Below are 21,510 nucleotides of genomic sequence, written 5' to 3' on the forward strand. Positions count from 1 at the left end.
CTAAGGGCGAAAGGTGTATTTCGACGAGGAGTTGAGCGCGAAGAGTGCTTAAGCTAAGAAGTTCTAACGCCATAAGGAACGCAGCATCATGTCTAGACAAAAAATCACCGACGAAGACGCACTCGCGTTCCATTTAGAACCCACGCCCGGCAAGTTCGAAATCACAGCGACCGTCCCGATGACGACGCAGCGCGATCTGTCGTTGGCCTATTCGCCAGGTGTTGCGGTGCCGTGTTTGGCAATCGCTGAAAACCCAGAGCTGGCGTATGATTACACCAACAAAGGCAATTTGGTAGCGGTGATATCTAACGGTACTGCTGTGTTGGGTTTGGGCAATCTTGGTGCGCTTGGATCTAAGCCGGTGATGGAGGGGAAGGCGGTTTTGTTCAAACGCTTCGCCGACGTGAATTCCATTGATATCGAGTTGGATACAGAAGACCCCGATGCGTTCTGTGATGCTGTTCGTCTTATGGGGCCGACGTTTGGGGGCATTAACCTTGAAGACATCAAAGCGCCTGAGTGTTTCATCATCGAACAACGCTTGAAGGAAGAAATGGACATTCCCGTCTTCCACGATGACCAACATGGAACTGCCGTTATTTGTGCGGCGGGACTTTTGAATGCGCTGCACCTCTCGAGCAAAAAGATCGAAGACGTTAAGATTGTTTTGAACGGTGCGGGGGCGGCTGGTATCGCGTGTATTGAGCTGCTGAAATCGATGGGCGCCAAGCACAACAATTGCATCGTGTGTGACACAAAAGGCGTTATTTATCAGGGCCGCACGGAAGGTATGAACCAGTGGAAATCTGCCCATGCAATCACGACAGAGTTGCGTACCTTGGACGAGGCGATGGTTGGTGCAGACGTATTTCTTGGTGTGTCCGTTAAGGGTGCTGTGACGCAAAACATGGTTATCAGCATGGCTGACAACCCAGTGATTTTCGCGATGGCGAACCCTGATCCAGAGATTACGCCAGAAGATGCGCATGAAGTGCGCGCGGACGCGATTGTTGCAACGGGTCGTTCTGATTACCCGAACCAAGTTAATAACGTGCTTGGTTTTCCGTACCTGTTCCGTGGTGCTTTGGACATTCACGCACGCGCGATTAACGATGAGATGAAGATTGCGTGTGCCCATGCGCTGGCGCAATTGGCGCGCGAGGATGTGCCTGACGAAGTGGCGATGGCCTACGGCAAGAATCTGACGTTTGGACGTGATTACATCATTCCGACACCGTTCGATCCGCGTTTGATCCACCGTATTCCACCCGCTGTTGCGAAGGCTGGAATGCACACAGGTGTTGCGCGACGTCCGATCATCGACATGGATGCATATGAGCTTTCGTTGAAGACACGCATGGATCCAACGGCCAACATTTTGCGCGGAATCAATGCGCGAGCTCGCACGGCGCAGGCGCGTATGATTTTTGCAGAGGGCGACGATCCTCGCGTGTTGCGCGCTGCGGTTCAATATCAGCGAAACGGTCTAGGCAAAGCCTTGGTTGTGGGGCGTTCCAACGACGTTAAGGCCAAGCTGGAAGAGGCGGGCATGGGCGATGCGTTCCGCGAATTGGAGATTGTGAATGCGGCGAATACGCAGCATTTGGATACCTATAAAGACTATCTGTATAAACGTTTGCAGCGCAAAGGTCTGGACAGCGTAGATGTGCACCGCCTTGCGACGCGGGATCGGCATGTGTTCTCATCCTTGATGTTGGCGCATGGGCACGGCGATGGTTTGGTCACGGGTGCAACACGTAAATCCGCGCATGTGCTTGAACTTGTTAACCACGTTTTCGACGCTTCCGCGAAGCATGGCGCGGTTGGTGTGACTGCGCTTTTGCATAAAGGCCGGATTGTTTTGATGGCCGACACGCTTGTGCACGAATGGCCTGATGAAAATGATTTAGCGACGATTGCAGAACGTGGCGCAGCCGTTGCGCGTGATCTTGGCTTGATGCCACGTGTGGCCTTCGTTAGCTTTTCCACGTTTGGTTATCCGGTGTCAGAGCGTGCAGAAAAGATGCACATCGCGCCCGACGTGCTAAAAGCCCGTGGCGTTGATTTCGAGTATGAGGGCGAAATGACAGTCGACGTTGCCCTGAACGCGAAGTCTGCAGAGCAATATCCGTTCTCTCGTTTGACTGGTCCTGCGAATGTTCTTGTCGTTCCTGCGCGTCACTCTGCCAGCATTTCGGTTAAGCTGATGCAGGAGCTTGCGGGTGCGACTGTTATTGGTCCGATCCTGAGCGGTGTTGATAAGCCAATTCAGATTTGTTCGACGGTCTCGACGGCAAATGACATTCTGAACATGGCGGTTCTGGCTGCTTGTAAGGTTGGTTAACCTCTTGAGGGGCGTAGCATGACGATTTTTAATCTAGGCTCTATCAACGCAGATCACGTGTACCGCGTCCCGCATTTGCCTGGGCCCGGGGAAACGCTTGCAGCAGGTTCGATGCAGACTGGTTTGGGCGGTAAGGGCGCAAATATGTCTGTCGCTTCTGCGCGTGCTGGCAGCCATGTCGCGCATATCGGTGCTGTTGGTGCGGACGGCCTTTGGGCGCGCAATCGCCTTATGGAATATGGTGTGGATACGCGCCATATTGCGCTGCTTGATGTGCCGACGGGCCACGCGATTATTAACGTCGACGATGCAGGCGAAAACGCGATCACGCTGTTTTCTGGGGCGAACCAAATGATAGAAGAAAACGCTATCTCAGCAGCCCTAAGCGTAGGACGTACCGGCGATATTCTGGTGATGCAGAATGAAACGAATGCGCAGGTGATTGCGACACAAATAGGCTCTAATTTAGGGTTTCGTGTCTGCTATGCCGCAGCTCCCTTTGATGCGGATGCTGTGAAAGCAGTTCTGCCGTTTCTTGATTTCCTGATCTTGAACCAGATTGAAGCAAGGCAGCTGGAAACGGCGCTGGGCATTAAGATTGAAGACCTCAAGGTCGCAGATATCATCGTCACTTTGGGCAGTGACGGTGCGCGTTGGTTGAATGCAGCGAAGGGTGTGGATCAGCAATTCGAGGCGCTCAAAGTTACACCCGTAGATACGACTGGCGCGGGCGATACGTTTACCGGCTACGTGCTATCCGCTTTGGATCGCGGGATGTCGATGGGCCAAGCAATTTCATTGGCAATGCGGGCTGCTGCGCTGATGGTGACACGCATGGGTACTGCTGACGTGATCCCCGACCTCAAAGAGGTCGAGGAATTTTCTGGTCTTTAGTGGTTCGCAAACGGCGCTGCAGAACCCCAAAGTTGCTTAACACGTGCATCACGGCCACAGCCTTTACGATACCGCTTGTATGCATCTGACTGCTTAACCGCACCGAACCGCGTCAAAACACGCTTTGAGCCTTTGTAGTAATCTTGGTGATACGCTTCGGCTTTGTAGAACTGGCCTGCTTGAACAATTGGTGTGACAATTTTTTGGCCAAGCGCGCTTTGTGCGTCTTGCTTGGCCTGCGTCGCTAACTTGCTCTCTGCGTTCGTGGATACGAAGATTGCTGAGCGGTAGCTTGCGCCGCGATCACAAAATTGGCCACCCGCGTCAGTTGGATCAATGGAACGGAAGAACATGTTTAACAGCTGACCGCGAGACACTTTAGCTGGATCGAACATAACTTGAACGGCCTCATAGTGACCAGAACTACCGCCCGTTACTGATTTGTAGGTTGGGTTCTTTGTTTTGCCGCCCGTGTAACCGGGCACGACTTCTTTAACGCCCTTTACGCTCTCGAAATCACTTTCGATGCACCAGAAACACCCGCCTGCAAGGGTTAGTGTTTCTGTTCCAGCGGCCTGTACAGGCGCGGATTGGAATGCGAATCCGATGGCCATAAGGCCTGCGAGGAGGGCGGGTTTAATCTGCTTAAGTTGAAACATGTGTGGTCTCCTTTGCGATATGAGTGCGCTATGAAGGCGAGGCAAGCAATCGTGTGTCATTGAATGTCACGGCTTGGTGAGTTGAATTTACCTATTGGCGCGAAGTGTTTCAGTGCTTAGCATTCGTTTAACCAAGGAGAGCGGTTCATGAAAATCGCGATGTGGTCGGGCCCGCGAAATCTATCAACTGCGCTGATGTATAGCTTTGCGAATCGTGCTGATGTCACGGCTGTGGATAAACCCTTCTATGCGACCTACCTTGCGAAGACCGGATTTGATCACCCAATGCGCTACGCTGTTATTGCGTCCCAATCGACTGATCCAGAGGTGGCGGTCGCTGATCTATTGCAGTCGAAAGAGACGCCGCACTCTTACCAAAAGCACATGAATCAACACATGGTGTCCGGTATTTCGCGCGATTGGATGAAAGAGGCGACGAACGTTTTTCTGATCCGTCACCCGTCCCGTGTCCTCGCCAGTTAGGCGAATAAGCATGATGCACTGACCTTGGCGGACATCGGATTTGCACAGCAGCTAGAGCTGTTCGAGTATGTTAAATCGCTTGACCAAACGCCAATCGTTATCGATTCCGCGGATGTGCGCGCGGATCCTGAAGCAGAGCTGCGCGACCTATGTGATGCGATTGGACTTGAGTAGGACCCAGCGATGCTGTCATGGCCCGCTGGGCCGAAAGCGTTTGATGGCGTGTGGGCAAGCCACTGGTACGACGCGGTTCACCGATCAACTGGATTTTCTGGAGGTGAGGGTGATCTACCTGTTCTCAACGGCGAACTTGCAGCCCTGAATGAAAAAGCGCTGCCAATTTACGAAGAACTGGCAGCGCATAAACTCTCAATTTAGAGCCTACTTTTTGAGGCGGCGCTCGCGTGCTGCAAGCAGCTTTAGGCGCAACGCATTCAGCTGAATAAAGCCCGCTGCATCCGTCTGATCGTACGCGCCTGCGTCATCTTCAAACGTCACATGTGCCTCTGAATACAGGCTGTGATCTGACCAGCGGCCCACGGTGCGCGCAGAGCCTTTGTACAGTTTCAAACGCACAGTTCCTGTCACATGCTTTTGACTGTGGTCAATCGCGGCTTGCAGCATTTCGCGTTCAGGGCTGAACCAGAAACCATTGTAGATCAGCTCTGCATAGCGTGGCATCAGCTCATCCTTCAGATGGCCCGCGCCACGATCAAGCGTGATTTGCTCAATTCCGCGATGCGCCTCTAGCAGGATTGTGCCGCCTGGCGTTTCGTAAATGCCACGTGATTTCATGCCAACAAAACGGCCCTCAACCAGATCAAGGCGCCCGATACCGTGCTTGCCACCAAGTTCATTCAGCTTGGTTAGAACGGTTGCGGGGCTCATTGCTTCGCCGTTGATGGAAACCGCGTCGCCCTGTTCGAAACCGATCTCGATGAATTCGGCTTCGTTTGGCGCGTCTTCCGGACTGACGGTGCGCTGATACACGTAATCGGGTGCGTCGACTGCTGGATCTTCCAGAACTTTGCCCTCGGACGAAGTGTGCAACAGGTTCGCGTCAACAGAGAACGGCGCTTCGCCGCGCTTGTCTTTTGCGATTGGGATCTGATGCTTTTCTGCGAAATCGATCAGCTTAGTCCGGCTGGTCAAATCCCATTCACGCCAAGGTGCGATCACCTTGATGTCTGGGTTCAGCGCGTATGCGGCCAATTCGAAACGAACCTGATCGTTGCCTTTGCCAGTCGCACCATGCGCAATTGCGTCGGCGCCAACCTCTTCCGCGATCTTGATCAAGCGCTTGGAAATCAGAGGGCGCGCGATGGATGTGCCGAGCAGATACAAGCCTTCATAAACAGCGTTTGCGCGGAACATCGGGAATACGAAGTCGCGCACGAATTCTTCCCGCACGTCTTCGATGTAGATGTCTTTAACACCCATCAATTCGGCTTTGGCGCGGGCTGGCTCCAGCTCTTCGCCTTGGCCCAAATCGGCGGTGAATGTGACGACCTCACAACCGTATTCAATTTCAAGCCACTTCAAGATGATCGACGTGTCGAGGCCGCCGGAATAGGCCAAAACGACTTTTTTAGGCGCAGTCATCGCGGGTTCCTTTCAAGAGAATTTAGGCGGGCGATACCGTTTTTTCAAAGGCGCTTCAAGACGACGTATCGCGTATATCCCTTGAATGCCCGTCTTTGCTGCGTCAAACACAAAGAATGACCAGTTTTCAAGATAGAGCCATCCTCGCTGAGCACGCAATTCGCGGTGTTCTTGCGCCTACGCCTTTGCAGCGCAATGTCCATTTGTCCGAAACGTACGGTGCAGATATTTGGCTGAAGCGCGAGGATCTGTCACCAGTGCGATCCTATAAAATTCGCGGTGCCTTCAATGCGATGCGTAAGGTGCTGAGCGCAAATCCTGAGAAAGGTCATTTCGTCTGTGCGAGTGCGGGAAATCATGCGCAAGGCGTTGCATATATGTGCAAGCACTTTCAGGTGACAGGCACCATTTTTATGCCGGTGACCACGCCGCAGCAGAAAATTGATAAAACGCGTATTTTTGGCGGTGAGCATATCGAAATTCGACTAGTGGGCGATTATTTCGATGACACCTTGCGCGCGGCGCAGACATATTGCAGCGGTGTCGGCGGTCATTTTCTATCCCCTTTCGACGACGAAGATGTGATCGAGGGGCAAGCGACAGTCGCAGTTGAGATTGAAGCACAGCTTGGCGGTATGCCAGATCGCATTGTTTTGCCTGTCGGTGGCGGCGGTTTGTCGGCGGGTGTGCGCAGTTACGCAGATGATCGCACTGCTATGAGTTTTGTTGAACCCATGGGCGGTGCTTGTCTTTTCGCTGCGTTGCAGGCGGGGAAACCTGTTTCATTGCCGCGCGTTGATACGTTTGCAGATGGTGCCGCGGTTGGACAAATCGGTGCCCGTACCTTTGAACGATTAAAGGGGGTCGAATTGAAAGACACACTTCAGATCAACGAAGATCGTGTGTGTACGACAATGCTTGAGATGCTAAATATAGAAGGGATTGTTCTTGAACCAGCAGGCGCGCTTGCGCTGGACGCATTAAAGGACTTGCGTGACGAGATCGCAGGTAAGCAGATCGTGTGCGTTGCCTCTGGTGGGAATTTTGATTTTGAACGTCTGCCTGAAGTGAAAGAGCGCGCACAAAGGTTCGCTGGATTGAAGAAGTATTTTGTTCTGCGCATGCCGCAGCGACCAGGGGCGTTGAAAGAATTTTTGGGGATGCTTGGCCCAGATGATGATATTAGCCGCTTTGAATACCTTAAGAAATCAGCACGAAATTTTGGGTCTGTCTTGATCGGCCTAGAGACCAAAGAGGCCGAGAATTTCGATGTATTGCTAGTGCGGCTCACGGCTGCTGGGTTCAACCATACGGACATAACAAACGATGAAATTCTTGCACAATTCTTGATTTAAGGAAGCCCCATGCCCACTGAAAAAACTGTCATAATTACGGGTGCAGGTAGTGGTATCGGTGCCGCGATCGCACGCGTTTATTCCCAGCAAGGTGCGAAGGTTTGTGTTGCGGACTTGAACGGTGAAGCGGCTAATTCGGTGGCGCAAACAATTGGGGCTATGGCAGTTCAATGCGATGTTAGAAAAGAAAGTGATATTGCTCGCTTGATTGATGACGTTGAATCAAAGCTTGGCCCGGTCGATATTTTCATCTCGAACGCTGGTTTGGCGCGACCTGAACCCAGCCATGCGGCATCAGCGATTAACGATGATTGGCAAATGAATTGGGAGGTGCATGTGATGGCGCATGTTTATGCCGCGCGGGCTTTGCTTCCCAAAATGATCGAACGGGGTCATGGGCATTTGGTAAATGTTGCCTCTGCAGCCGGCCTGCTTAATCAAATTGGTGATGCGGCTTATTCTGCGACCAAACATGCAGCTGTAAGTTTTGCCGAGTCTTTGGCCATCACACATAATGATGACGGCATAGATGTATCCGTTGTTTGCCCTCAGTACGTGGCCACTCCCCTTCTTGAAATGTCTGACAAAACTGATGTTGTCGGATCACTCATTTCTGCATCTGAAGCGGCGCATGTTATTGTTGCGGGCATAGAGGCTAAAGATTTTTTGATCCTACCTCATCCGCAAGTGTTGGACTACTGCAAGGCAAAGGGAGTGGATCATAAGGGTTGGATTGGAGGTATGAAGGGTTTGCGTCGGAAATTTCTTCGCGAATCCAAGACCGGAAAATTAAACGAAATGTACAAATTTGTTTAAACTAGGCGGCAATTTTTCCTGCCAAACTCTCTAAAAACTCTGCTTTTGAAGAGTTGTAGACGCTTATAATATAGTGGCGATCAATCACAGATTCACCCTTTGCCGCGCGCCCTTCACCTTCGTGACAAATTGCTGCGAGGTCACTGAACCCCAGATTCAAGGCACTACCCTTTAAAAAATGCAAATCTTCCTCGACGCTTTTATGATCTTCTTTAGAGAGCAAAATCGCCAAACGCTTTTCTACTTCGATGAGAAATAATTCGACAACCTCATCGAAGTCGTCCAATCCAATTTCTTCACTCACCTCGATTATTCTTGCCCAGTTTATCATGTGGCCTCCTTTTCAATAGGTAACGTCGCAAAGGTAAATAAGCGGTTGTTGTTCTTGGTTCTTGGTCAACTTTTATATTCAATTTGAATTTTTAGAATTCCTTAGGTTTTGCACCGTACCCAGTCCATCGAAGGGAATCTTTGTGGGTGCGATTCAAGAAATAAATGGTCCGAACCTTGCGCAAGAACGCTTGCGATACATCAAGGTATTGATTGTGGATGATAGCCGCCTTCAAAGGCGCATTCTGTCTGTGTCGTTAAAAAGCATGGGTTATGAAGTGCGTGAGGCTGATTTTGGCCAAGCGGCATTGGATATTTGTGCTGATTGGCCGCCCGATATGGTGTTGAGTGATTGGATGATGCCTGGGATGGACGGTTTGGAGTTTTGCCAAGCCTTCAAATCGCTGCCGCGAGACGGGTATGGCTACTTTATTTTGCTGACGTCGAAGAGCGCCAAAAATGAAGTCGCGCAGGGCTTGCAAGGTGGTGCCGATGACTTTCTAACAAAGCCTGTAAGCGTGCTAGAACTTCGTGCGCGTTTGGCAGCAGGTGAACGCATAATTCAGATGCAAAGGGCGTTGACCAAACAGACCAAAATTGTTTCCGAAACGTTGGAACAGCTTCGTGTTGTGCACGATTCACTCAATCAAGATTTGATCGAAGCAAAGAAATTACAACAATCATTGGTCAGAGAGAAGTTTAGAAGCTTTGAGCATGCTGCGCTTTCGTTTGTGCTTATGCCTGCGGGTCATGTTGGCGGTGATCTGGTCGGTTATTTCCCCGTTTCAAAGGCCGAGGTCGGTATCTTTGCGATTGATGTATCTGGGCATGGGGTAAGTTCAGCACTAATGACAGCGCGTTTGGCAGGATATCTAACGTCGCCTTCGCCAGAGCAAAACATTGCTTTAATAAAGGGCTTGGACGAGGAAATCAAAGCCCGAGCATTGTCTGATGTTGTGACAGATCTTAATCGAATCGTGCTGGAAGAGATGGAAACAGATCACTATTTCACAGTAATTTTGGTGCTTGCAGATATGGAGACAGGTTATGTAACCCTGTGCCAAGCGGGGCACCCACATCCATTGGTACGGCGGTCAAATGGAAAAATTGAGCAAAGTGGAACAGGTGGCCTACCCGTAGGTCTTTTTGCTGAAGCTGAGTTTGAAGAGTTTCGGATAAAGCTGGAAAAAGGTGATCAGCTTATTCTGGCGTCTGATGGGATTACAGAATGCCCTGACATGAATGACAATATGTTAGGGGAGGTGGGTTTAGAGAGAATGATCCGCGATCTCAATGGAATGCGCGGGCCTCAACTGCTGGAAGCGCTTGTTTGGATCCTATCAGAACACGCAGAAGAATCGCACTTTCCTGATGATCTATCCGCGGTTCTATATGAAAATAACCCTCAGGATAATTGATGTAGTGTTTTGCGCAAGAAATGCTTAGCACCGAGGCTTTCGACAAGAGTAGGCGCCATGTCAGGAGAAACCCAATGACAGTGATGCCCTTGTTCTGTTGGCGCACTGATGCGCATTGCAGGTCTTGCTAGGAAAACATGGCAAATTTTGTCAGCCCACATGTCATATTCGGGCAAGAAAACGAAACAGCGGAACGCGCCTATCCTTAAAGGCGACCCTATGGACCAGCCAGTTTCTTCGAAAACTTCACGCCTCAGGGCTGGAACCATGCTTTCGCCGGGATCTATCCCGCCGCCAGGTATCTGAAATTCCGGCTCTGGTTCTTCTTGAAATGTCAGCAAGACCTGACCGTCTCTAACAAGAATTGCGTAAGCGCCGAGGCGTGTACGATACTGAATTCCTCTTTTGGGTGCCGTACCAAAACGTTTCATCATATGCTTGCCCTTGGACCGAAGCTTGCCGCGCTTATATATGCGCTGTATGCCCACAGCCTGCGTATAAGGAAAGCCGATGTCACTAGGACAAAAAATCACTTGGGACGATTCAGTTCTGCCCTTTCAATTGGATGCTTCGGATATTCGTGGCCGTGTCGCGCGGCTAGACGGTGTTTTGGATGGCATTCTAAAGCAACACAACTATCCGCCAGCCGTTGAAGCGCTTGTTGCGGAAATGGCTGTGTTGACGGCGTTGATTGGTCAAACAATCAAGTTGCGTTGGAAGCTGTCTTTGCAGGTTCAGTCCAAAGGTGCTGTTCGCATGATCGCGACGGATTATTATGGTCCAACCGAAGACGGTGAGCCCGCACGTATCCGCGCCTATGCCAGCTATGATGCTGACCGGATAACGGATGCTGCTCCGTTTGAGCAACTTGGCGAGGGATATTTTGCTGTTCTGATTAACCAAGGCGAAGACATGACACCCTATCAGGGAATTACGCCAATCGCAGGTGGTTCATTGTCCGATTGTGCAGAGGCATATTTTGCACAGTCAGAGCAAATCCCAACACGGTTTGAGCTGAGTTTTGGCCTTTCCACAGAAACCGAAGGCCCGCATTGGCGTGCGGGTGGTGTCATGTTGCAGCACATGCCCAAAGCATCGCCATTTGTTTCTGACGCAAGCGGCGAGGGCGGAGTGTTAACCGCGAACGATGTCGTGGCTGGTGGTGACGATGGTGAAAACTGGACCCGTGCGAACATTTTGCTCGACACTGTGGAAGAGTTAGAATTGATCGGGCCTAGCATTGCCCCTGATATGCTTTTGCTCCGTTTATTCAACGAAGAAGCGCCCCGTGTTTATGAGGCCCAGCCGGTTCGATTCGGCTGTACTTGTTCTGAAGAACGCGTGCGTCAAAGTCTTTCGATCTATTCGGCAAAAGACATCCAAACGATGACCACGGACGAAGGGCGCGTTACGGCGGACTGTCAATTCTGTGGTTCGCACTTTGATCTAGACCCTGCGAGTGTGGGTTTTGAGGCAAATGCCTAACACAATCGACCATATAAAACGTAGTTTGACGGGGGGCGGTGCACCCTCGTCTGACTTTGATTTGAATCCTGAAATTACCCTTCCGTCGGGCCGCATATTGCGGTCGGCAGCAGTGCTTGTTCCACTGATTTGGCAAAATGATGAATGGCATGTCATTCTAACGATGCGATCCAGCGCGCTAAAACATCATCCTGGCCAGATAGCGTTTCCAGGTGGCAAGCAAGATGATGGCGATTCAACTTTGATTGAAACAGCGCTTCGCGAGGCTGAGGAAGAGATCGGCCTGCCTCGCGAATGTGTTGAAATTTTGGGCAGCATGGCCTCGCATGAAACTGTGACCGGCTTTGTCGTCACCCCTATTGTTGGTGTTTTGCGGACTGATTTTGATGTTTGCCCAGAATCTGGTGAGGTAGCCGAGGTGTTTAGCGTTCCATTGACCTTCCTCGCGGACAACAAGAATTTTGAAATTCAATCACGACGCTGGCGTGGTAAACGGCGCTATTATTATGTTGTGCCCTACGGACCTTATTATATCTGGGGTGCAACAGCGCGAATGTTGCGCGCGTTCGCTGATACGTTGGCAACGTAATGATGGTCACTGGCCCTTGGATTGCTGACCCTGCGACGCAACGTGTCTGTGCAGCGTTAACAAATGAGGGCTATCAAGCCCTTTTTGTAGGAGGGTGCGTGCGCAACGCGCTGCTTGGCGTGCCAGTTTCTGATGTCGATATCGCAACTGACGCGACGCCAGATGACATTCTTCGATGTGCTGGGCTTGCGCAGATCAAGGCGATTCCAACGGGCATCGAACACGGCACGATAACGCTGGTGGCGGGAGGAATTCCGCATGAAATAACGACGTTTCGAAGTGATATTGAAACGGATGGACGCCACGCCAAGGTTCGCTTTTCCAAGAGCGTGGAGGAAGACGCGGCACGTCGGGATTTTACCATGAATGCGATCTATGCGCGCCCTGATGGCAGCGTGCTTGATCCGCTTGATGGTCTATCAGATCTAAAATCGCAGCATCTGCGCTTTATTGGTGATCCCAATGCGCGCATACGCGAAGACTATCTGCGCAGTCTTAGGTTTTTCCGCTTCACGGCTTGGTACGGAGATCCAACGTTGGGCATTGATGAGGGGGGGCTAGCAGCAGTCGCGGAAAATTTGGATGGGCTGACTGGATTGTCGCGCGAACGCGTGAGTGCGGAGCTGACAAAGTTGTTGGCGGCAGTTGATCCGGCACCTGCGGTTGCTGCGATGCGTAGTTCAGGCGTGTTGAATACGGTGCTGGAGGGTGCAGATGATCGGGCTTTGGCCCCTTTGGTGCATCATGAACAGATGTGGGACATGCAGCCGAATGCAATGCGTCGGTTCGCTGTGTTGTCTGACGTGAGTGCAGCCAAAGGCCAGCGCCTGAGCAAATCTGACACAAAACGCTGGACGGTTCTGCGTGACGAGGTTGGCTCACTGAAGTCGGCAATTCACTTGGGCTATCAACATGGAGCGGGACTTGCCAAAGATATATTGGTGCTACGCGCGGCACTTTTGGAAAGCACTGTAGGTCGGGCGCAATTCGAAGAGACTAATAAAGGGGAAACGCAAGTTTTTCCAATCAATGCGAAAGATCTAAAACCGCTTTCAGGTCGGGAACTAGGGGGAAAGCTCAGGTCACTTGAGGCACGCTGGATAGCGTCGAATTTTATTTTATCCCGCGATGAATTGCTATCGTAACCATGTTACTTGATCCGCTATATGTCTTCGTTTTCCTTGGCCTATTTCCACCCGGTCCGAATATAATTTTGCTGACGGCATCAGGGGCAATGTTCGGGTTCAAGCGCACTGTCCCACACGTGCTGGGCGTCGCGGTGGGTGTGGGGATAACGGCGGGACTGACGGCGTTCGGACTAGGGGCAATTTTGCTCGCACTACCAAAGCTGATTATTGTGCTGAAAGTCCTCGCGGCACTTTGGATCCTTTGGATGGCATGGGGATTATGGACCGCCACGCCTTCCTTAGCTAGCAAGCCTGCTGCGCCGATGACCTTTGTTCAGGCGGTGCTGTTTCAGTGGGTAAATCCAAAAATTTGGGCGATCGCTTTGGCGGCTGTTTCTGCATATTCTGCGGGGTTAACGCCAATCGGTGAGGCACTTAGAGTGGGCAGCGCATTTTCGGGCATTAACTTTTTTGTCTGCATGTTTTGGACCTTTGCGGGCACACTTCTAACGTTTCTCTTAACCTCTGACGTCGCGCGGCACGTTTTCATGCGCGCGATGGCCTTGGCCCTAGCTGCTTTTTCGCTCATGATCTTAGCTTAACCCCAAAGCTATTGAAAGTAGATTACGATGCTGCGATTTTTTGAACGCCTTGTAGATCCATATATAGATTATTCAGAAACGGACACGCCGCCGCAAAAGCTGTGGCCGTTTATGATGAACTATTCACAGCCCTTTAAACGCGTGTTTTGGGCTACGGGTATTATGTCGATCGTGGTCGCGGTGGTTGAGATTTGGCTGATCGCTTACATGGGCCGCGTTGTGGACATTTTGCAGGGCGATCCTGCGTTGGTTTGGCAAACGTATGGTCGTGAATTCATCTACGTGGCGCTGTTCATTTTGTTTGTACGCCCTGCTCTGCAATTCATCGATGTGGCGCTTTTGAACAATACGATCTTGCCGAACTTTGGGACGTTGATCCGCTGGCGAGCGCACAAACATGTACTGCGTCAATCGGTGGGATGGTTTGAGAATGATTTTGCGGGCCGCATCGCAAACCGTATTATGCAAACGCCGCCCGCAGCGGGTGAAGCGGTGTTCCAAGTGTTTGATGCGATCACGTTTTCGCTGGCCTACGTCATTGGTTCTGCGTTCTTGCTCGCCAATGCGGACCCGCGGTTGGCAGTGCCTTTGATTATTTGGTTGGGCCTATATTTTTGCTTGGTTGTGTGGACGGTCAAGCGCGTTGGCCCAGCATCGCAAGCGTCCTCTGATGCGCGGTCCACAGTGACTGGGCGCGTTGTGGACGCCTACACGAACATCCATTCGGTCAAGATGTTTTCGCACGGTCCACAAGAGCTAGACTACGCGAAAGACGCCATCGAAAACGCACGCGCAACTTTCCAAGCAGAGATGCGCATATTCACCGTTATGGACTTCGTTCTGGTGATGCTGAACGGCGTTCTGATCATCGGTGTTGTGGGTGGTTCCGTTTGGCTTTGGACGCAAGGCGAGGCATCGGTTGGAGTTGTTGCGGCGACCACCGCGCTTGTCTTGCGCCTTAATGCGATGACCGCTTGGATCATGTGGGCGCTGACCAGTTTCTTCCGTCAACTTGGTGTTGTGAAGGAAGGAATGGAAACGATTGCGCAGCCGATTGATCTGGTTGATGGTGCTGGTGCAAAGGCGTTGGAATTCCGCGAAGGTCTGATCGAAGCAGAAGCGTTGACGCATCACTATGGGAGACAAACGGGCGGTTTAGAATCTGTTTCGTTACGTATCGAGCCAGGCCAGAAGATTGGTTTGATCGGTCGATCTGGTGCAGGAAAGAGTACGTTGGTCAAGCTGCTGCTACGCTTTTACGATGCCGACGGGGGGCGCATCCTGATCGATGGCCAAGACATTTCTGAGGTGACCCAAGACAGCCTGCGCGCGCTGATCGGGATGGTGCAACAAGACAGTTCTCTGTTGCATCGCTCGGTGCGTGACAACATCCGTTATGGTCGTCCTGACGCAACCGACGAAGAGGTGATCGCCGCGGCCAAGAAGTCGGAAGCGCATGAGTTCATTCTTGGTCTGGCCGATGCTGAGGGACGCGAGGGATACGACGCCCAAGTTGGTGAACGTGGCGTGAAATTATCAGGTGGTCAGCGCCAGCGGATCACCCTTGCGCGGGTCATTCTGAAGGATGCGCCGATCCTGCTTTTGGACGAAGCGACAAGTGCGCTCGACAGTGAGGTTGAGGCCGCCATTCAAGAGACGCTTTACAAAATGATGGCGGGTAAATCCGTGATCGCGATTGCGCATCGTCTGTCTACCATTGCGCAGATGGATCGCATTCTTGTGCTCGACCATGGCAAAATTGTTGAGGACGGCAGCCACGACGCGCTTTTGACGCAAGGTGGGCTATATGCTGATTTCTGGGCGCGTCAGTCTGGTGGATTTTTGAACGCTGAGGACACATGAAAAATATTGAAAATTGGATCGAAGCGTTTCGCCCTGCGGATGGACTGCCCCCTAGAACGCTAACGGCATTCATCGGTTGGTGCTTGGCCAGCGCATGGCCTGCGTTGATGTTAGCTGCTTTGCTCTCCGCCGGCGCTGGCGCGATGGAAGCGGGAACGGCATACATCTTGGGTCTTGTCGTTGATGCAGTTGTTGGATCTAGCCCTGAAAATTTCTACACGCCGACTAATGTTGCGATGATCGCCCTTGCGATTGGCTTTTTCGTCATCCTGCGCCCTGTGATGTTTGCGCTGTCCTCTGGCGCGAACCACATTGTTGTCATGCCCAATATTTCCACGCTGGTTCAATCGCGCTTGCATCGCTGGTCACTTGGCCAATCCGTTAGCTTTTTCGATGACGATTTTGCGGGTCGCATTGCGCAAAAGCAGATGCAAACGGCGCGGGCTGTGACAGATGTTGTGTCAGAATCGATCAACGTTGTTGCGTTCGCGCTTGCGTCGTTGCTGGGCAGCTTGGCGTTGTTGACGGCAATTGATTGGCGCATTGCGGTCGTGTTCGTGTTCTGGCTGATCGCCTATTTCGCGCTGATCGGTTGGTTCTTGCCACGTATCCGTGCGCGTGCTGCAACGCGTGCAGGTGCGCGTGCGATGGTGTCAGGGCAGTTGGTTGATACGATTACCAACATAAAAACGGTAAAGCTGTTCGCGCATGATGCGCATGAAGATGAAGTCGCACTGCAAGCCATGAGCAAGTTTCGCACGCAGTCCCTTAGCTATGGTTGGATCGCTGCTGGTTTCCGGTTCTGTCTGATGGTGATTGCGGGAATTCTACCTGTGCTTTTGATGGGCGCGTCGATCTATTTCTGGCAGTTTGGCCAAGCTACACCTGGCGATATTGTGGCAGCTGGTGCAGTGTCGATCCGCATCGCCCAGATGACGGGTTGGGTGTCGTTCACATTGATGGCGATCTATTCGAACGTTGGTGAAATTGAGGACGGTATGCGCACCCTGACGAACCCTGATCGGGTTGAAGATGCAAGCGATGCGGCTGAGCTGCGGATTGGCAAAGGCGAGATCACGTTCGAGAATGTCGGCTTTCAATACGGCAATGATCTGGGTGGCGTGACGGGTCTGAATTTAACCATTGGTGCGGGTGAAAAAATTGGAATTGTGGGTGCGTCAGGTGCTGGAAAGTCCACGTTGGTTTCATTGTTACTTAGGCTCTACGATGCGGAACAGGGTCACATCCTGATTGACGGGCAACCCGTTGAATCGGTCACTCAAGCGTCCTTGAGACAAGCCATAGGAGTGGTCACCCAAGAAACCGCGATGTTCAATCGTTCTGCACGTGAAAACATTTTGTACGGTCGTCACAGCGCGTCAGAGGCGGACATGATCCACGCAGCTGAGCAAGCAGAGGCACACGGCTTCATCGCCAACTTGCGGGATAGCAACAAGCGTAAGGGCTATGACGCGTATCTTGGTGAGCGAGGTGTTAAGCTGTCAGGCGGTCAACGCCAGCGGATCGCGTTGGCGCGTGCAATTTTGAAAGATGCGCCGATCCTTGTTCTGGACGAAGCAACAAGCGCGCTGGACAGCGAAGTCGAAGCCTCTATCCAGAGCGCCCTTGAGCGCGCGATGGTGGGCAAGACGGTTCTGGCGATTGCGCACCGTCTTTCCACACTCAGCCAAATGGACAGGATCATCGTGCTTGATGACGGTAAGATCGTCGAAGATGGCACGCATGACACGCTGTTGCAGCAAGCCGGGTTGTATGCGCGGTATTGGAACAGACAGTCGGGTGGATTTATCGACGTGCGTTCAGCCGCGGAATAAGGCACTAGCGCCTTCATGGATGAATTTTTGATCGAACGTTTAGGGTTTCAGGGCGACGGGATCGCCAAGGGCCCCATTTTTGTTCCCCGCACTTTGCCGGGTGAGCGCGTGCAGGGTATTCGCAATGGGGATCGTCTGAGCGACGTGAAGATCATTGAGCCGTCTGAAACGCGCGTGTCTGCGATTTGTCGGCATTACAAAAGCTGCGGTGGATGTCAGTTGCAGCATGCGGCCGATCCGTTCGTGGCAGATTTCAAGCAGCAGATCGTGAAAAACGCACTGGACGCACATGGGATAGAGACTGAGTTTCGCCCCATCGTTACCTCGCCTGTGCAAAGCCGTCGTCGCGCGACGTTCGCGGTGCGCCGCACGAAAAAGGGAGCGCTTTGGGGATTTCATGCGCGCGGTTCTGATACCGTGATTGCGGTTCCTGATTGCCAGTTGGTGCTGCCAGAGTTGCTAGAGGTCAGTCCAATGCTGGACGATCTTGCGATGATTGGTGGATCGCGCAAGGGCGAGATGGCTGTGACGGTGACGATTTCCACGGTTGGGCTGGACGTTTTTGTGAAAGACGGCAAGCCGCTTGATAAGGAACTGACGATCGCGCTGTCTGGTTTGGTGGAAAAGCACAAACTTGCGCGGTTAGTTTGGGATGATGAGGTTATCGGTATGCGTAATCCGCCGTTTCAGCGATTCGGCGCTGGCAAGGTTACGCCGCCCCCAGGAGCATTTTTGCAGGCCACGCAACATGGTCAGGATTCGTTAACGGCCGCTGTGCTAGACGCGGTTGATGGCGCGCGTGGAATTGATCTGTTTTCAGGAAGTGGGACGTTTACGTTGCCTTTGGCGGAGCGGTCAGAGATTTGGGCGCTGGAAAGTGACAAGGCGATGATCCGAGCGTTGGATGATGGTTGGCGCATGGCGAAGGGCTTGAAGAAGGTCATTGCGACCGCGCGTGATTTATATCGCCGTCCTGCGCTGCCGGATGAATTCAAGAAGTTCGATTTTGCGGTTCTTGATCCACCCCGCGCAGGTGCAGAAGCGCAAGTTGCTGAGATTGCACAAAGTGCGCTCGGCCAGCTTGCCTATGTGTCGTGTAATCCTGTCACCTTTGCACGAGATGCCAAGGTGCTGATCGAGGCGGGTTTCAACCTTGATTGGATACAGGTTGTGGATCAATTCCGCTGGTCTTCGCATGTTGAACTTGCAGCGAAGTTCTCGCGCTCTTAAATGCAGGGCTAATCTCTTGGGCAGGGAATGAAGATGCGCCAGCAATTGGATAAGTGGCTAGATCAGCCGTGGGTAAGCAACACGATCATTGCGGTGATCTTGTTGAACGCTGTGGCGCTTGGTCTTGAGACATCGCCAGAAATTATGAACCGGTTCGGCGGGATCATCCTTGCGATTGATAATGCCTGCCTTGCGATCTTTGTTATCGAGATTGCGCTGAAACTGATTGCGCGTGGGACTGCGTTCTTCCGCAATGGTTGGAACCTGTTTGATTTTGCGATTGTTGCGATTGCGTTGGTTCCGTCGGCTGGCGGTCTTTCTGTGCTACGCGCGCTGCGCATTCTGCGCGTCTTGCGCGTTATCTCCGCCGCGCTGCGTTTGCGTCGTGTGGTTGAGGGTTTCATCACGGCGCTTCTTGGTATGGGCAGTGTATTTCTGTTGATGTCGATCATTTCTACATTGGCTCTGTCATCGCGACGAAGATGTTTGGCAGTGATTTCCCGCAATGGTTCGGTTCACTTGGGCAATCGGGATATACGTTGTTTCAGATTATGACACTGGAAAGCTGGTCCATGGGCATCGTGCGCCCCGTGATGGAAGTTTTCCCCTACGCCTGGGCGTTCTTCTTGCCGTTCATTTTGGTGACGACTTTTGCGGTTGTTAACTTGCTGGTTGGTTTGATTGTGAATTCGATGCAGGACGCGCATCAAGAAGAGGATGTCCAACGCACTGACGCGTACCGCGATGATGTGGTTGCGCGTTTGGAAGCGATTGAAGCGTTGTTGCAAAAGCAGGCAGATTCACAAGAACGTCACAAATAGCGAAAACCTTTGGTGTCGTGGTTGAAACGGGCTAAAGATGCAGCAACCTGTGAGTGCAGTGTATTTTAGGGCAGTATTTTAGATGAATAGACGTTTTCTTTTGCTTTCCACGGCAGCGCTATTTGCGTTGAGCGCCTGTGCGAGCAAGTTCAAACGATACAATGGTCCCAGAGTGACGCGCGTGATCGTGTATAAAGGTCAGCGCAAGATGCACCTGATGAGCGGATCACGGACGTTGAAAAGTTATGACATTGGCCTTGGATTTGCGCCGTATGAACATAAAAGCGAAGAGGGTGATGGACGCACACCAGAGGGCGAGTACATCATTGACCGTCGCAACCCCAATTCGAAATTCCACCTGTCGATTGGGATCAATTACCCCAACGCACAGGATGTCGTGAAAGCGAAAGCTGCGGGCGTTAAACCGGGTCGCGATATCTTTATCCACGGACGCCCACCAATGTTTGCAAAAGGCGGGCGTGATTGGACTGCGGGTTGTATCGCAGTGACGGACAAAGAAATGGAACGGATCTATGCCATGGTTAAGAATGGCACACCGATTTCTATCTATCCGTAATTAGTTAGCGGATGCGACTTGGGTTGATCCGAAGCTCGCAGGCGCGCCTGTGACCAGTGTCCACCAAATCTTGCCGTTACTTTCCTGGAAGTAAGAAAAGCCCATATCTGTGGATGTGGGATCCATGATAACGTTGCGTGTGTTGGGTTGTTCCATCCAAGCGCCTAGCGTTTCGAGCTCTGTTTCGTAGGTTTCAGAGATGTTTTCGCCTTTGAGCTGACCTGTGTATCCGACGCGACGTACACGATCTATTGGTGAGGATCCGTCAGATCCGAAATGCCAAGGGCGGTTTTGGATCGACATATCGCGCGAATGCGTCGCGGCTGCTGCATTAAGCTGTGCGTTCAATTGCAACGGTGCAGCACCGCGTGCTTGGCGCAAAGAATTCATCGAATCTAGCATACGGAATTGAATCTGGGAGGCATCATTTGAACCGATCCGGTAAACTTTTGGAAGCGGCTTTCCGTCAGAACCAATTGTGCTGGTTTGTGATCCACCACATGCGGAAAGGGCGAGTGTCGCCGAAATAAGTAAAAAACCGATGCGCATCATTGTCTGTATTCCCAACACTATTTGCCTAGGACTACTCTTCAATGCGTTGCGACTCAAACCCACAATTGGTTTCATCTTGCCTAAAAAGGCCCGTTTGAATTGCGAGTGAGGCTTTCGCGCAATAATAGAGATGGAAAAAGACGTTAGTTTGAATTGGCGGACGCTATGAGTGGACCAGTGAAGAAACGACTAGATCAGCGCGGATTTATTGGTGCAGCAGGGGCCGCGATGCTGGCTGGACCTACGTTTGCACAAGACGCTGTTTTGCCAAGCACAGGCACCGTCGAGATTGAGCGCGATATTACGCAAGCCGTACGGCGTAACATTTCCAGTTTTCGAACTTTGGATTGGCGTCCTTACTTTAGCAATTTGAACAATTGCGCAGTTTTGGTAGATATTTCAAGCCGTGCTTTGCATTTCTGGCCAGAAGGCGGTCAGGGATATCGTTTGTTCCCCTCTTCTGTCCCCCTTACACCTGATTTAACGAAAAAAGGGCGCACTACGATTGTTCGTAAAGTTGAGGGTCCAACGTGGCGGCCAACACGGTCAATGAAGAAGCGCAATCCAGAATGGCCAGATTTTGTGGCTGCCGGTCCAGATAATCCCTTGGGGACACATGCGTTGTACCTAAGTTGGACATATTACCGAATTCACGGCACGCACGACACTCGTAAAATTGGGCGTCGATCGTCAAATGGCTGAATTGGCCTTTATAATGAACATATTGCGCAACTTTTTGCGCTGACTAAAGTTGACGGCTTTGTTGCACAAATCGGGCTCTGTAGGATTCACTGTGTGAATCTAGCGTGATAGCTCGGGGACATGAGCAGTTGGACACCGACCAAGTACAAGACCCGGAATTGGGCAGAGTATAACCTTTCACTGAAGAAGCGGGGATCGCTTTCGATCTGGTTTGATCCAGAGATGG

19 protein-coding genes and 3 pseudogenes are annotated in these 21,510 nt (G+C 51.8%); 17 read left to right on the plus strand and 5 right to left on the minus strand.

Features of this window, described 5'->3' with window-relative positions:
- The first annotated feature begins 88 nt into the window (after positions 1–88).
- Both QZ279_RS10225 and QZ279_RS10230 read left to right on the plus strand, forming a co-directional pair.
- Positions 89–2,344: an NADP-dependent malic enzyme gene (locus QZ279_RS10225; protein ID WP_293450497.1), complete on the plus strand. Its 2,256-nt coding sequence runs from the start codon at positions 89–91 to the stop codon at positions 2,342–2,344.
- A gap of 18 nt (positions 2,345–2,362) precedes the next feature.
- Positions 2,363–3,238 (plus strand): ribokinase, encoded by an 876-nt coding sequence (locus tag QZ279_RS10230; RefSeq protein WP_293450499.1) that lies wholly within the window; start codon positions 2,363–2,365, stop codon positions 3,236–3,238.
- Here the strand turns inward: QZ279_RS10230 and msrA are convergent.
- On the minus strand, positions 3,235–3,897 hold the full coding sequence (msrA, locus tag QZ279_RS10235) for a peptide-methionine (S)-S-oxide reductase MsrA (RefSeq protein WP_293450501.1): 663 nt from the start codon (positions 3,895–3,897) through the stop codon (positions 3,235–3,237). The two genes, QZ279_RS10230 and msrA, sit on opposite strands and share 4 nt — an antisense overlap.
- Positions 3,898–4,044: 147 nt before the next feature.
- Here msrA and QZ279_RS10240 point away from each other — a divergent pair.
- Positions 4,045–4,758, plus strand: a pseudogene (locus QZ279_RS10240) (HAD family hydrolase).
- Positions 4,759–4,761: 3 nt separating this feature from the next.
- Here the strand turns inward: QZ279_RS10240 and QZ279_RS10245 are convergent.
- Positions 4,762–5,982, minus strand: a complete 1,221-nt coding sequence (locus QZ279_RS10245; protein ID WP_293450503.1) for an argininosuccinate synthase — start codon at positions 5,980–5,982, stop codon at positions 4,762–4,764.
- A gap of 116 nt (positions 5,983–6,098) precedes the next feature.
- Between QZ279_RS10245 and ilvA the strand changes: the two genes are divergently transcribed.
- Together ilvA and QZ279_RS10255 are read left to right on the plus strand one after the other, a co-directional pair.
- A complete protein-coding gene (ilvA, locus tag QZ279_RS10250; protein WP_293450505.1) occupies positions 6,099–7,337 on the plus strand; it encodes a threonine ammonia-lyase IlvA in 1,239 nt (412 codons plus the stop codon).
- 9 nt (positions 7,338–7,346) lie between these two features.
- Positions 7,347–8,153, plus strand: a complete 807-nt coding sequence (locus tag QZ279_RS10255) for an SDR family oxidoreductase (RefSeq protein ID WP_293450507.1) — start codon at positions 7,347–7,349, stop codon at positions 8,151–8,153.
- A gap of 1 nt (position 8,154) precedes the next feature.
- Here the strand turns inward: QZ279_RS10255 and QZ279_RS10260 are convergent, their stop codons facing one another.
- The gene (locus QZ279_RS10260) at positions 8,155–8,484 is read right to left on the minus strand and encodes an Hpt domain-containing protein (RefSeq protein ID WP_293450509.1); all 330 of its coding nucleotides are present in this window, start codon (positions 8,482–8,484) and stop codon (positions 8,155–8,157) included.
- 142 nt (positions 8,485–8,626) lie between these two features.
- Here QZ279_RS10260 and QZ279_RS10265 point away from each other — a divergent pair, with 142 nt between their 5' ends.
- Positions 8,627–9,901 carry a SpoIIE family protein phosphatase gene (locus QZ279_RS10265; protein ID WP_293450511.1) on the plus strand — a complete coding sequence of 425 codons (1,275 nt, stop codon included), beginning with the start codon at positions 8,627–8,629 and terminating at the stop codon, positions 9,899–9,901.
- Here QZ279_RS10265 and QZ279_RS10270 read toward each other — a convergent pair.
- Positions 9,889–10,335, minus strand: a complete 447-nt coding sequence (locus QZ279_RS10270; protein ID WP_293450513.1) for an NUDIX hydrolase — start codon at positions 10,333–10,335, stop codon at positions 9,889–9,891. The two genes, QZ279_RS10265 and QZ279_RS10270, sit on opposite strands and share 13 nt — an antisense overlap.
- A gap of 76 nt (positions 10,336–10,411) precedes the next feature.
- Between QZ279_RS10270 and QZ279_RS10275 the strand changes: the two genes are divergently transcribed.
- From QZ279_RS10275 to QZ279_RS10315, 9 genes and pseudogenes are all read left to right on the plus strand, one after another.
- Positions 10,412–11,386: an Hsp33 family molecular chaperone HslO gene (locus tag QZ279_RS10275; protein ID WP_293450515.1), complete on the plus strand. Its 975-nt coding sequence runs from the start codon at positions 10,412–10,414 to the stop codon at positions 11,384–11,386.
- Positions 11,379–11,975, plus strand: a complete 597-nt coding sequence (locus QZ279_RS10280; protein WP_293450517.1) for a CoA pyrophosphatase — start codon at positions 11,379–11,381, stop codon at positions 11,973–11,975. Before QZ279_RS10275 ends, QZ279_RS10280 begins: the two co-directional genes overlap by 8 nt.
- Positions 11,975–13,120, plus strand: coding sequence for a CCA tRNA nucleotidyltransferase (locus tag QZ279_RS10285; RefSeq protein WP_293450519.1), 1,146 nt, complete (start codon positions 11,975–11,977; stop codon positions 13,118–13,120). Before QZ279_RS10280 ends, QZ279_RS10285 begins: the two co-directional genes overlap by 1 nt.
- A gap of 2 nt (positions 13,121–13,122) precedes the next feature.
- Positions 13,123–13,704, plus strand: coding sequence for a LysE family transporter (locus tag QZ279_RS10290; RefSeq protein WP_293450521.1), 582 nt, complete (start codon positions 13,123–13,125; stop codon positions 13,702–13,704).
- A gap of 27 nt (positions 13,705–13,731) precedes the next feature.
- The gene (locus QZ279_RS10295; RefSeq protein ID WP_293450523.1) at positions 13,732–15,567 is read left to right on the plus strand and encodes an ABC transporter ATP-binding protein; all 1,836 of its coding nucleotides are present in this window, start codon (positions 13,732–13,734) and stop codon (positions 15,565–15,567) included.
- Positions 15,564–17,402, plus strand: a complete 1,839-nt coding sequence (locus QZ279_RS10300; protein ID WP_293450525.1) for an ABC transporter ATP-binding protein — start codon at positions 15,564–15,566, stop codon at positions 17,400–17,402. The genes QZ279_RS10295 and QZ279_RS10300 overlap by 4 nt, the downstream gene beginning before the upstream one ends.
- A 15-nt stretch (positions 17,403–17,417) precedes the next feature.
- Positions 17,418–18,632 carry an RsmD family RNA methyltransferase gene (locus QZ279_RS10305; protein WP_293450527.1) on the plus strand — a complete coding sequence of 405 codons (1,215 nt, stop codon included), beginning with the start codon at positions 17,418–17,420 and terminating at the stop codon, positions 18,630–18,632.
- A gap of 27 nt (positions 18,633–18,659) precedes the next feature.
- A pseudogene (locus QZ279_RS10310) lies at positions 18,660–19,453 on the plus strand (ion transporter).
- Between the two features lie 82 nt (positions 19,454–19,535).
- Positions 19,536–20,030 (plus strand): L,D-transpeptidase family protein, encoded by a 495-nt coding sequence (locus tag QZ279_RS10315; protein WP_293450529.1) that lies wholly within the window; start codon positions 19,536–19,538, stop codon positions 20,028–20,030.
- Here the strand turns inward: QZ279_RS10315 and QZ279_RS10320 are convergent, their stop codons facing one another.
- Complete coding sequence (locus QZ279_RS10320) at positions 20,031–20,582, minus strand: CAP domain-containing protein (RefSeq protein ID WP_293450531.1); 552 nt, start codon at positions 20,580–20,582, stop codon at positions 20,031–20,033.
- A 165-nt stretch (positions 20,583–20,747) separates the two neighbouring features.
- On the opposite strand from QZ279_RS10320, the gene QZ279_RS10325 reads away from it, so the two are divergent.
- Positions 20,748–21,284 (plus strand): L,D-transpeptidase family protein, encoded by a 537-nt coding sequence (locus QZ279_RS10325; RefSeq protein WP_293450533.1) that lies wholly within the window; start codon positions 20,748–20,750, stop codon positions 21,282–21,284.
- Positions 21,285–21,404: 120 nt separating this feature from the next.
- Positions 21,405–21,510, plus strand: a pseudogene (locus QZ279_RS10330) (IS5/IS1182 family transposase); the annotation flags it as partial.

Origin of the sequence: Planktotalea sp. (assembly GCF_018607965.1) — a bacterium.
Lineage (GTDB): Bacteria > Pseudomonadota > Alphaproteobacteria > Rhodobacterales > Rhodobacteraceae > Planktotalea.